The sequence below is a fragment of the Pseudomonas sp. PDM13 genome, assembly GCF_025685765.1.
Taxonomy (GTDB): Bacteria; Pseudomonadota; Gammaproteobacteria; order Pseudomonadales; family Pseudomonadaceae; genus Metapseudomonas; species Metapseudomonas solani.
The window spans coordinates 377,862-389,877 of the sequence record NZ_JAOTQU010000002.1; the positions used below are offsets into that span (position 1 = coordinate 377,862).

Below are 12,016 nucleotides of genomic sequence, written 5' to 3' on the forward strand. Positions count from 1 at the left end.
TCGTTCTGCCCCTTCGCCCCCGCTGACAGAATCAAAGGCGTCGAGGGCCTTTGCGCCATGCGAAAAAGCCCAATAAGAACAATCTCTTAGAGCTTGCGATAAGCATGTCCAGTGCGATCAGCATCGACCGTGTCTGCATGGAGTTCGGCGATCCGGGGCAGGGCGTCCGCGCCCTGGACGAGGTTTCCCTGGAAATCCGCGCCAACGAGTTCTTCACCCTTCTCGGCCCCTCCGGCTGCGGCAAGACCACCCTCCTGCGCCTGATCGCCGGCTTCGAGCAGCCCAGCTCCGGCGCCATCCGCCTCTACGGCGAGGAGATGCAGGGCCTGCCGCCCTTCCGCCGCCCGGTCAACACCGTGTTCCAGAGCTACGCGCTGTTCCCGCACATGACGGTGGCGCAGAACATCGGCTTCGGCCTGGAGATGCAGGGCCGCCCCAAGGCCGAGATCGAGGCGACGGTGCAGCGCATGCTGGAGCTGGTGAAGCTGCCGGACGTGGGCCGGCGCCGCGCCGACCAGCTCTCCGGCGGCCAGCAGCAGCGCATCGCCCTGGCCCGCGCCCTGGCCAGCCGACCCAAGGTGCTGCTGCTGGACGAATCCCTCTCGGCGCTGGACCAGAAGCTGCGCAAGGACATGCAGATCGAGCTCAAGCGCCTGCAGCACGAGACCGGCATCACCTTCATCTTCGTCACCCACGACCAGGAAGAAGCCCTGACCATGTCCGACCGCATCGCGGTGATGCACAAGGGGCGCATCCTCCAGGTCGGCAGCCCGACCGAGATCTACGAGGCACCGGTGGACCGCACCGTGGCCGACTTCATCGGCGAGACCAACTTCCTCGATGCCGAGGCGCTGGATAACGGCGTGCGCCTGGCCGACGGGCAGGTGCTCGATGCTCCCGGCGAGCGCCGTGGCCCGGTGACCCTGGCCATCCGCCCCGAGCGCATCGCCATCGACCTGGACGGCAACCTCGAAGGGGAGGTGGAGACGGTGGTCTACGTCGGCACCGACACCCTCTACCTGCTGCGCGTGGCCGGGCAGAGCGGCTTCCGCGTGCGCCGGCAGAACCGCGACGGCGCCGGTGGCTGCCTGGAGGCCGGCACCCGAGTGCGCCTGCAGGTGCCCGCCAGCGCGGTGCGGGTGCTGCCGCGATGAGCAGCCTGCGCGCCCAGGCCGAGGCCCGCCAGCTGCGCCGGCGCCTGCTGCTGGCCGCGCCGGCCATGTTCACCCTGGGCCTGTTCCTGCTGCTGCCCCTAGGCATCATGCTGCTGGTTTCGCTGCTGCAATCGGGGGATTACGGCGGCGTGAAGTGGGGCGAGTACTCGCTGGAGGCCTACGTCAACTTCCTCTACGAGCGCGACCTGGACGACAGCCTGGTGTTCAACACCGACTACCTGCAGATCTTCCAGCGCTCCTTCTGGCTGTCGGTGATGACCACCGCCGGCTGCCTGCTGATCGGCTTCCCCACGGCGCTGTACCTGGCGCTGCAGAACGAGCGCAAGCGCAACCTGCTGCTGTTCCTGGTCACCGTGCCCTTCTGGACCAACCTGCTGGTGCGGGTCTACGCCTGGATCCTGCTGCTGCGCAACGGCGGCCTGGTGGACAGCGGCCTGCACGGGCTGGGGCTGACCGACAAGGCGCTGGGCATCCTCTACACCGACGGCGCGGTGATCATCGGCCTGCTCTACACCTTCCTGCCGTTCATGGTGCTGCCCATCTACACCAGCCTGGAGAAGCTCGACTGGCGCCTGGTGGAGGCGGCCTTCGACCTGGGCGCCAACCGCTTCCAGGCCTTGCGCCGGATCATCCTGCCGCTGGCGATGCCGGGGGTGATGGCCGGGGTGATCCTGGTGTTCATCCCCTCCCTGGGCAACTACATCATTCCCGAGCTGCTGGGGGGCGGTAAGTCGCTGATGATCGGCAACCTCATCCAGCTGCAGTTCGGCGCCTCGCACAACTGGCCGCTGGGCGCGGCGCTGTCCTTCGCCCTGCTCGGCTTCGTGCTGCTGGCGATGCTGCTCTACAGCCTGCGCTTCAAGCCAGGCACCGCCGGAGGCCACCCATGAACCTGCAAGGCCCGCTCTGGCGCTTCACCGGCGTGCGCCCCACTGCCTGGCTGTTCTTCGCCTTCCTCTACGTGCCGATCCTGGTGCTGGTGGCGCTGAGCTTCAACGGCGGCCAGTCGGCGACCATCTGGGAGAGCTTCAGCCTCAAGTGGTACGCGGTGGTGGCCAACGACCCGGAGATCGTCCGCGCGGCGAAGAACTCGCTGCTGGTGGCCACCTTCGCCACCCTGATCGCCACCACCCTGGCCACCCTCGCTGCCCTGGGCATGCGCGGCCGCGCCTTCCGTGGGCAGACCGCCATGAGCGGCGTGCTCGGCCTGCCGCTGCTGGTGCCGGAGATCGTCACCGCCGTGGCGACGCTGATGTTCTTCGCCTTCATCGGCCTGAAGCTGTCGCTGTTCACCATCCTCATCGCCCACGTGGTGTTCTGCATCCCCTTCGCCTACCTGCCGATCCGTGCGCGGCTGGAGGGCATGGACCCGCGCCTGGCCGAAGCCGCCGCCGACCTCTACGCCTCGCCCTGGAAGGCCTTCTGGAAGATCACCTTCCCCCTGCTGATGCCCGGCATTTTCTCGGGGGCGATGCTGGCGTTCATCATTTCCATGGATGACTTCGTCATCACCTACTTCGTCGCCGGGGCCGGCGCGACCACCCTGCCGGTGTACATCTTCAGCTCCATCAGGATGGGCATCTCGCCGAAGATCAATGCGATTTCCTCGATCATCCTGGTGATCTCCATAGCGTTCGTTGCGTTGTCCTACTACATCGGCCAGCGCAAGCGCTGAGCCCCAAGGAGCCCGTCATGACCCGCACCACACCGCTCGCGCTCTCCCTGCTGCTCGCCCTGGGCCTGTCCGGCACCGCCCAGGCCGCCGGCACCCTGCACCTGGCCAACTGGTCGGACTACTTCCCGCCCGAGTTGCTGAAGAAGTTCGAGAAGGACACCGGCATCAAGGCCACCCTGGACGCCTACGACAGCAACGAGACGCTGCTGGCCAAGCTCAAGGCCGGCGGCGGCGCCTACGACGTGGTGGTACCCTCGGACAGCTTCATCCAGATCATGGCCACCGACGGCCTGCTGCAGAAGTTCGACAAGACCAAGCTGCCCAACCTGAAGAACCTCAAGGCCAACTTCCAGAACCTCGACTTCGACCCGGGCCACGACTACAGCGTGCCCTACCTCTGGGGCACCACCGGCTACAGCTACGACAGCAAGCAGGTGCCCGGCGGCAGCCTGGGGGAGAGCTGGAAGCCCTTCTTCGAACCGCCGGCCGAGCTCAAGGGCAAGGTGGTGGCGCTCAACTCCATCGAAGACCTGTACATCGCCGCGTCCCACTACCTGGCCATCGACCAGTGCACCGAGGATCCGAAGGACGCGAAGAAGATCCAGGACCTGCTGCTGGCGCAGAAGCCGCTGCTGGCCATGTACAACAGCGACGGCACCATCGAGCGCATGGCCGCCGGCGAGGTGGCCATGCACATGCAGTGGAACGGCGCCTACCACCGCGCCCACGCCCAGCGCGACAGCCTGGTGTACGTCTACCCGAAGGAAGGCATCCACGTGTTCATCGACAACTTCGTGATCCCCAAGGACGCGGCCAACGTCGAGGAAGCCCACGCCTTCATCAACTGGATGATGCTGCCGGAGAACATCGCCGCGGCCTCCAACTTCGCCAAGTACAACAACGCCATCGAGGGCTCGGCCACCTTCATGGAGAAGGAGCTGTTCGATGACCCGGCGATCAACACCCCGCAGGACAAGCTGGAGCGCCTGAAGACCTTCAAGCTCTGCTCGCCCAAAGCCCTGAGCCTGCGCAGCAAGGTATGGACCAAGCTGAAGAAATGACCGGCTTCCGGCCCGCCGTCGGGCGGGCCGGACCACCTCGAGCCCCCTGGCGCGTCGACGGGAGCGACGCGCCGGCCATCCGCGCCCTCCGGCGCCCATGCACAAGAACAAGAGAGTGAACCGCCATGCCCCGCATCACCTGCCTTAGCGCCATCCCCCGCAGCGGCCGCTTGCCCGCCAGCTGACCCGGGGCCGATACGGCCCGCCCCTCGACGCACGACGCGCCCGACGATCCACCCCTGAGCGCCTGCCTGGCAGGTGCCCGCGAGGTATTTCCATGAGCAAAGCCTTCGACGATTTCACCCACAGTGCCCAGGGCACCCACCTGCGGCGCATCCTCGGCCTGCCCGCCCTGGTGTTCTTCGGACTGGTGTACATGGTGCCGCTGACGGTGTTCACCACCTATGGCGTGGTCACCGAGATCACCGGCGGGCGCACCGCGCTGGCCTACGTGGCCACCCTGGCGGCGATGATCTTCACCGCCTTCTCCTACAGCTTCATGGTGCGCAAGTACCCGGTGGCGGGCTCGGCGTATTCCTATGCCAGCCTGAGCTTCGGCCCGGCGGTGGGCTTCCTCGCCGGCTGGTCGCTGCTGCTCGATTACCTGTTCCTGCCGATGATCAACTACCTGGTGATCGGCCTGTTCCTCAACATCGCCTTCCCCGCCGTGCCGGCCTGGGCCTTCGTGGTGGCGGCGGTGGCCCTGGTCACCCTGCTCAACCTGCGCGGCATCGGCTCGGTGTCGGGCATGAGCAACGCCATCGTCGGCGCGCAGCTGGTGTTCGTGGTGGTGTTCCTGGCGATGTCCGTGCGCAGCCTGGGCGGCGGTGAGGTGGACCTCATGGCGCCGTTGCTGGGCGATGGCACCCAGCCCGGCCTGGCGCCGCTGATGGCCGGCGCGGCGGTGCTGTGCCTGTCCTTCCTCGGCTTCGATGCGGTGTCCACCCTGGCCGAGGAGGCCCGCGACCCACGCCGCGACATTCCCCGCGCCATCGTCATGACCACCGTCACCGCCGGGCTGCTGTTCATCCTCCTGGCCCTGGTGAGCCAGCTGGTGTTCCCCGGCAGCGCCTTCAAGGACCCGGACGCGGCCGCTACCGAGGTGATGCTCAAGGCCGGCGGCAGCCTGCTCGAAGCGCTGTTCACCGCGGCCTATGTGGCCGGCGCCGCCGGTTCGGCCCTGGCGTCCCAGGCCTCGGTGTCGCGCATCCTGTTCAGCATGGGCCGCGACGGCATCCTGCCGCGCCGCGTGTTCGGCCGCCTTTCGCCGCGCTACCGCACGCCCACCCTGTCGATCCTGCTGGTGTCCCTGGTTTCGCTGCTGGCCATCGTCATCGACCTCACCACCCTGGCCTCGATGATCAGCTTCGGCGCCCTGGTGGCCTTCTCGGTGGTGAACCTGGCGGTGATCCGCAGCCACCTGCTGGACGGCCAGCCCCACGGCCTCGGCGACAGGCTGCGCTACGGGCTGATGCCGCTGATCGGCTTCGGCCTGATCGCCTGGCTGTGGACCAGCCTCTCGGCGCTGACCCTGGGCATCGGCCTGGCCTGGTTCGCCGCCGGCTTCATCTACCTGGCCTGGCACACCGGCGGCTTCAGGCGGCCGGCGCCCCAGGTGCAGTTCTCCGAACACTGATCGAACCGACCATTCACCCAGCCTCGCAAGGAGCCGGACATGCTGACCATCTACAGCGACGACCATCACCTGCACCACGGCAAGCACGAACTCATCGGCGGCCAGTTCACCCCCTGCTTCGAGAAGCCCAGCCGCGCCGACATGGTCCTGGACCGCGCCAAGGCCGTGCAGCTCGGCGCCATCCAGGCGCCGCACGACTTCGGCCTGGCGCCGATCCTGCGGGTACACAGTGAAGGCTTCGTACGCTTCCTGCAGAACGCCTGGGCCGACTGGCAGGCCAAGGGCCGCAGCCACGACATGCTGCCCATCGCCTGGCCGACCCGGCGCCTGCGCCAGGTGGAGCCCACCGACATCGACGGCCGCCTGGGCTACTACTCCTTCGACGCCGGCGCGCCCATCACCGCCGGCACCTGGCAGGCCATCACCAGTTCGGCCAACGTCGCCCTCAGCGGTCAGGCCGAACTGGCCAAGGGCGCGCGCGGGGTGTTCTCCCTGTGCCGCCCGCCGGGCCACCACGCCGCCGCCGACTACATGGGTGGCTACTGCTACCTGAACAACGCCGCCATCGCCGTGCAGGCCTTGCTGGACAAGGGCGCCAAGCGCGTGGCGGTGCTCGACGTCGACTACCACCACGGCAACGGCACCCAGGACATCTTCTACGACCGCGCCGACGTGCTGTTCACCTCGATCCACGGCGACCCGCGCTTCGAGTATCCCTACTTCCTCGGCTTCGCCGACGAGAAGGGCGAGGGCGCGGGCAGGGGCTTCAACTTCAACTACCCGCTGGCCGAGGGCAGCGACTGGGCGGTATGGAGCCACGCCCTGGCCGACGCCTGCCGACAGATCGCCGCCTTCGCCCCGGACGCGCTGGTGGTGTCCCTGGGCGTGGACACCTTCAAGGAAGACCCCATCTCGCAGTTCAAGCTCGACAGCCCGGACTACCTGCGCATGGGCGAGATCATCGGCCAGCTCGGCCTGCAGACCCTGTTCGTGATGGAGGGGGGTTATGCGGTGGAGGAGATCGGCATCAACGCGATCAATGTGCTGCAGGGGTTCGATGGCGTGGCGTGAGGGCGTCGCGGCTAAAGCCCCGGATGACCGCTTTCGTAGGATGGCGTAGAGCGAAGCGAAACCCATCATGCACAGGTGCGCCATCCTCTCTTTCGGAACAGCAAATCCCCCAACGAAAAACGGCCCCGTAATGGGGCCGTTTGGAGGACGGGGCTGGATCAGTTGACCCGCTCGACGAACTCGACGTCGATCTCGCGGCCCATCAGGTCGCGGTCCACTTCACCGGTGAGCTTGACCTGGGCCTTGTCGTCGATGGCGTGGGGCGGCCAGTCCTCGTCGTCGATCTCGACCTTGATGGTGCCGGTGGCGTCCTTGAATTCGTAGATATCGCCCTTGATGCGTTTGACGATCTGGCCCTGGAGCACCACGGCGGCGTCGTCGGCGGCTTCCATGGCGGCGGCCACGGTGGTGACCTGGGGCGTGGAGCCGGGGCCGGTGTAGCTGGAGGCCAGGGCGGCGGTGGAGAACAGCGGGGCGATGAGCAGGGCGAGGTACTTGGTGTTCATGGGGTTGATCCCGTTCGATGTGGTTGACGGGATCAGGCTATGGCGCGGCGCTGAAGCCAGGCTTAAAACAGCCTTAAGCGAAGCTGAATGCGTCAGCCGCGCTCGGCGGCATCGGCGCTGTCGGCCTTGCGGAACACGTAGAAGAGGTTGGGCTCGCTGACCATGTAGATGTCGCCGTGCTCGTCCATGGCCACGCCCTCGGCGCGGGGGATACGCCGTTCCAGGCCATTGAGGCCGCCCAGCAGGCTGATGAAGCTCACCGGCTCGCCGCTCTCGTCCAGCTCCAGCAGCAGGTTGGATTGCGCCGAGAGCACCAGCAGGTGGCCGGTGCGCGGGTCGACGCTGAGGGCCGAGAGGTTGCGCATGCCCAGGCCGTAGCCCGGCAAGGGGCGCAGGCTGCCTTCCAGGTGGCGGCTGCCATCGCTGTTCAGGCTGAACATCTCCGGGGTGCGTTCCTTGCCCAGCAGCAGGCGGCTTTGCGCCGGGTCCCAGGCGATGCCTTCGAAGCCCTTGTTGCCGGAATCCGGGAAGCCCAGGTCGAACTCGTCGCCCTGGGTCACGTCCAGCTCGCGGGTCAGCGGGTCGAGGCGGAAGATCGACAGGCTGCGGCGGCGCTCGTCGGTGACCGCGACATTGCCGTTCTCCAGCACCGCCACGCCTTCGGGGTTGGAGAAGCCCTTGAGCGGAATGCGCCGTAGCACGTCGCCTTCGCGGGTCAGTTCCACCAGCTGGGGTGCCTTGCCGGTGACGGTGAACAGGGTGCCGGTGACCGGGTTGTAGGCCAGGTCGGAGGTTTCGTCGTTCTCCAGGCCCGCCAGGGGCTTGCCCTGCAGCACCGCTTTGTAGCCCGGCAGCCAGATGCTGGCGGCGCGCTCGCCCTTGCTCAGGTTGCGTTCGCTGAGCCAGAGGGAGGCGCGATCGTCGAGGTGCAGATAGCGGATGGAGGCGACGCAGGCCGCGAACAGGACCAGAAGGGTGCAGGTGCGGAGGTTGGGGCGGGGAAAGGACATGGCCAGTGGCTACGGCTTCGGTTGGTGGCAGTCAGATCGCCTGCCACCCCCGAAGTTCCCTGGCGGACGTTAGATAACGCCGCTGTCGAACGAAGAGTGACCGACCAGTTCCAGTACCAGGGCATCGCCCTTGTTCAGCGGGCCGACGCCCACCGGGGTGCCGGTCAGCACCACGTCGCCCGGCTGCAGGCTGAAGTGCTGGCTGATGGCCTGGAGCAGCGGCAGCACGGGGTTGAGCATGTCGCTGCTGTTGCCGTCCTGGCGCACTTCGCCATTGATGGTCAGGCGGATGCCGATGTCGCTCAGCTCCTCGATGGCGTCGCCCGGCACGAAGGGGGCCAGTACGCAGGCGCCGTCGAAGGCCTTGGCGACTTCCCAGGGCCAGCCCTTCTCCTTGAGCTTGGCCTGCACGTCGCGCAGGGTCAGGTCCAGGGCCGGGGCGAAGCCGGAGATGGCGTCACGGGCCTCTTCCAGGCTGGGGTTGCGCGACAGCGGCTTGCCGATCAGCACGGCGATCTCCGCTTCGTAATGCACCACGCCACGGTCCTCGGGAATGGAGAAGCCGCCTTCGATGGGCACCACGCTGGAGGCCGGCTTGATGAACAGCAGCGGCTCGGTGGGCACCGGATTGTTCAGTTCCTTGGCGTGCTCGGCGTAGTTGCGGCCGATGCACACGACCTTGCCGAGGGGGAAATGGATGCGGGTGCCGTCGACGTACTGGTGCTGATAGCTCATTTACCGACTCCTTGAGAATGAGGACGCTGAGAGCGTCACGAGCGAAGGTCAGGCAAGGCGCAACGACCAACGGGAGTAACAGCCGGAGGCTGGCCCGAAGGGCGCACGCCAGTGCGTAAAACAGGTGAGGACGCGGAGTTTACGAGCCGTAAATGAGCATTACTCACTTCGTTCGCCCTCCGGGCCGCCCTTGCGGGCGTTCGGCAGAAGAGCATGCCGTCCGAACCTGTTTTCAACGCAGCATGGCCGAGCGCAGTAGCTCTCAGTTGAAAATCTTGCCGGGGTTCATGATCCCGTTAGGATCAAACACCGCCTTGATGGCCTTCATCACGGCGATCTCGGGCTCCGAGCGGCTGTAGGTGAGGTAGTCGCGCTTGGTCATGCCCACGCCGTGTTCGGCGGAGATCGAGCCGTTGTACTTCTGCACGGTCTCGAACACCCACTTGTTGACGGTCGCGCACTTGGCGAAGAACTCGTCCTTGGACAGGGCGTCCGGCTTGAGGATGTTCAGGTGCAGGTTGCCGTCGCCGATGTGGCCGAACCAGACCACTTCGAAGTCCGGGTAGTTGGCTTCGACGATGGTGTCGATGTCCTTGAGGAAGGCCGGCACCTTGGAAACGGTCACCGAGATGTCGTTCTTGTAGGGCGTCCAGTGGGAGATGGTCTCGGAGATGTACTCGCGCAGCTTCCATAGGTTCTGTAGCTGCTGCTCGCTCTGGCTCATCACGCCGTCCAGCACCCAGCCCTGCTCCACGCAGTGCTCGAAGGTGGCCAGGGCGTCGTTGGCCACTTCCTCGGTGGTGGCTTCGAACTCCAGCAGCGCATAGAAGGGGCATTCGGTCTCGAAGGCCGCCGGCACGTCGCCACGGGCCATGATCTTGGCCAGGGCCTTGTCGGAGAAGAATTCGAAGGCGGTGAGGTCCAGCTTGCTCTGGAAGGCGTGCAGCACCGGCATGATCGAATCGAAATCGGGGGTGCCGAGGACCATCGCGGTGAGGTTCTTCGGCGCGCGATCCAGGCGCATGGTGGCCTCGACCACGAAGCCCAGGGTGCCTTCAGCGCCGATGAACAGCTGGCGCAGGTCGTAGCCGGTGGCGTTCTTGATCAGGTCCTTGTTCAGCTCCAGCAGCTCGCCGGTGCCGGTGACGACCTTGAGGCCGGCGACCCAGTTACGGGTCATGCCGTAGCGAATGACCTTGATCCCGCCGGCATTGGTGCCGATGTTGCCGCCAAGTTGGCTGGAACCTGCAGAGGCGAAGTCCACCGGGTAGTACAGGCCCTTGTCCTCGGCGAAATTCTGCAGCTGCTCGGTGATCACACCCGGCTGGCACACGGCGGTGCGGTCGAATTCGTTGAATTCGAGAATCTGGTTCATGTAGTCGAAGGCCACGACCACCTCGCCATTGGCGGCGACGGCGGCAGCGGAAAGGCCGGTACGGCCGCCCGAGGGCACCAGGGCGACCTTGTGCTGGTTGGCCCAGCGGACGATGGCCTGCACCTGCTCGGTGGTCTTGGGGAAGACGATGGCGGTAGGCGCTGGCGCGAAGTGCTTGGTCCAGTCCTTGCCGTAGGCGTTCAGGGAATCAGCGTCGGTCAGCACCTTGCCAGGCTCAACCAGGGTCTTCAGCTCTTCGATCAGGGCAACATTGGTCATCAAGGGAACTCTCGAATCATTCATGGTCGCCCTGAGAACGTTTCAGGTCGCAACCGAGCAAGGAAAAAGGAGAACATGCTAGCATACGCACCCCGTGAATCATGCCTTACAGGCGTTTTGCGGGGTAGCTGCAGCACAGCCTTCTGAACTTTTCTACCGGGACAAATAGGTACGCAGATGAGCAAGACCTCCCTCGACAAGAGCAAGATCAAGTTCCTTCTCCTCGAAGGCGTCCACCAGAACGCCGTGGACACCCTGAAGGCCGCCGGCTACAGCAACATCGAGTACCTCAAGGGCGCGCTCTCGGACGACGAACTGAAGGAAAAGATCGCTGATGCCCATTTCATCGGCATCCGCTCCCGCACCCAGCTGACCGAGGAAGTGTTCGACTGCGCCAAGAAGCTCATCGCCGTGGGCTGCTTCTGCATCGGTACCAACCAGGTCGACCTGAACGCCGCCCGCGAACGCGGTATCGCCGTGTTCAACGCGCCCTATTCCAACACCCGCTCGGTGGCCGAGCTGGTTCTGGCCGAAGCCATCCTGCTGCTGCGCGGCATCCCGGAGAAGAACGCCTCCTGCCACCGTGGTGGCTGGATCAAGTCGGCGGCCAACTCCTTCGAGATCCGTGGCAAGAAGCTCGGCATCGTCGGCTACGGCTCCATCGGCACCCAGCTCTCGGTACTGGCCGAGGCCCTGGGCATGCAGGTGTTCTTCTACGACACCCTGACCAAGCTGCCGCTGGGCAACGCCACCCAGATCGGTAACCTGCACGAGCTGCTGGGCATGTCCGACATCGTCTCCCTGCACGTTCCCGAGCTGCCCTCCACCCAGTGGATGATCGGCGAGAAGGAAATCCGCGCCATCAAGAAGGGCGGCATCCTGATCAACGCCGCGCGCGGCACCGTGGTCGAACTGGACCACCTGGCCGCCGCCATCAAGGACGAGCACCTGATCGGCGCCGCCATCGACGTGTTCCCGGTCGAGCCGAAGTCCAACGACGAAGAGTTCGAAAGCCCGCTGCGTGGCCTGGATCGCGTGATCCTGACCCCGCACATCGGTGGTTCCACCGCCGAGGCCCAGGCCAACATCGGCCTGGAAGTGGCCGAGAAGCTGGTCAAGTACAGCGACAACGGCACCTCCGTGTCCTCGGTCAACTTCCCCGAAGTGGCCCTGCCGTCGCACCCCGGCAAGCACCGCCTGCTGCACATCCACGCCAACGTTCCCGGCGTGATGAGCGAAATCAACAAGGTGTTCGCCGACAATGGCATCAACATCTCCGGCCAGTACCTGCAGACCAATGCCAAGGTCGGCTACGTGGTGATCGACGTCGACGCCGAGTACTCGGACCTGGCGCTGGAGAAGCTGCAGCACGTGAACGGCACCATTCGCAGCCGCGTCCTCTTCTAACCCAGGGCTGCTGCGCGTCGGCGATACGGCGTTGGGAACGGCCTCGAAGTGCTCATTCACAGATGTGAACTCCGCGCTTCTCGGCC

The 12,016-nt window shown here is 65.9% G+C and carries 11 protein-coding genes; 7 read left to right on the forward strand and 4 right to left on the reverse strand.

Going from position 1 to position 12,016, the window contains the following annotated elements:
- The first annotated feature begins 104 nt into the window (after positions 1-104).
- From OEJ36_RS03745 to OEJ36_RS03770, 6 genes are all read left to right on the forward strand, one after another.
- Entirely contained in the window at positions 105-1,154 is a 1,050-nt protein-coding gene (locus tag OEJ36_RS03745) for an ABC transporter ATP-binding protein (RefSeq protein ID WP_263400430.1), read from the forward strand.
- Positions 1,151-2,065 (forward strand): ABC transporter permease, encoded by a 915-nt coding sequence (locus OEJ36_RS03750; RefSeq protein ID WP_263400431.1) that lies wholly within the window; start codon positions 1,151-1,153, stop codon positions 2,063-2,065. The genes OEJ36_RS03745 and OEJ36_RS03750 overlap by 4 nt, the downstream gene beginning before the upstream one ends.
- Positions 2,062-2,850, forward strand: a complete 789-nt coding sequence (locus OEJ36_RS03755) for an ABC transporter permease (RefSeq protein ID WP_021218276.1) — start codon at positions 2,062-2,064, stop codon at positions 2,848-2,850. Before OEJ36_RS03750 ends, OEJ36_RS03755 begins: the two co-directional genes overlap by 4 nt.
- A 17-nt stretch (positions 2,851-2,867) precedes the next feature.
- Entirely contained in the window at positions 2,868-3,911 is a 1,044-nt protein-coding gene (locus tag OEJ36_RS03760; protein ID WP_263400432.1) for an extracellular solute-binding protein, read from the forward strand.
- Between the two features lie 277 nt (positions 3,912-4,188).
- Positions 4,189-5,547: an APC family permease gene (locus OEJ36_RS03765; protein WP_263400433.1), complete on the forward strand. Its 1,359-nt coding sequence runs from the start codon at positions 4,189-4,191 to the stop codon at positions 5,545-5,547.
- Between the two features lie 39 nt (positions 5,548-5,586).
- On the forward strand, positions 5,587-6,618 hold the full coding sequence (locus OEJ36_RS03770; RefSeq protein WP_263400434.1) for a histone deacetylase family protein: 1,032 nt from the start codon (positions 5,587-5,589) through the stop codon (positions 6,616-6,618).
- A gap of 158 nt (positions 6,619-6,776) precedes the next feature.
- Here OEJ36_RS03770 and OEJ36_RS03775 read toward each other — a convergent pair whose 3' ends face one another.
- From OEJ36_RS03775 to OEJ36_RS03790, 4 genes are all read right to left on the reverse strand, one after another.
- On the reverse strand, positions 6,777-7,124 hold the full coding sequence (locus OEJ36_RS03775) for a NirD/YgiW/YdeI family stress tolerance protein (RefSeq protein ID WP_263400435.1): 348 nt from the start codon (positions 7,122-7,124) through the stop codon (positions 6,777-6,779).
- A gap of 92 nt (positions 7,125-7,216) precedes the next feature.
- Positions 7,217-8,134 carry an SdiA-regulated domain-containing protein gene (locus OEJ36_RS03780; protein WP_263400436.1) on the reverse strand — a complete coding sequence of 306 codons (918 nt, stop codon included), beginning with the start codon at positions 8,132-8,134 and terminating at the stop codon, positions 7,217-7,219.
- Between the two features lie 69 nt (positions 8,135-8,203).
- A complete protein-coding gene (locus OEJ36_RS03785) occupies positions 8,204-8,869 on the reverse strand; it encodes a fumarylacetoacetate hydrolase family protein (protein WP_021218282.1) in 666 nt (221 codons plus the stop codon).
- 262 nt (positions 8,870-9,131) lie between these two features.
- Entirely contained in the window at positions 9,132-10,523 is a 1,392-nt protein-coding gene (locus OEJ36_RS03790; RefSeq protein WP_021218283.1) for an FAD-binding oxidoreductase, read from the reverse strand.
- A gap of 177 nt (positions 10,524-10,700) precedes the next feature.
- On the opposite strand from OEJ36_RS03790, the gene serA reads away from it, so the two are divergent.
- Positions 10,701-11,930, forward strand: coding sequence for a phosphoglycerate dehydrogenase (gene serA / locus OEJ36_RS03795; RefSeq protein WP_021218284.1), 1,230 nt, complete (start codon positions 10,701-10,703; stop codon positions 11,928-11,930).
- The last annotated feature ends 86 nt before the right edge of the window (positions 11,931-12,016 follow it).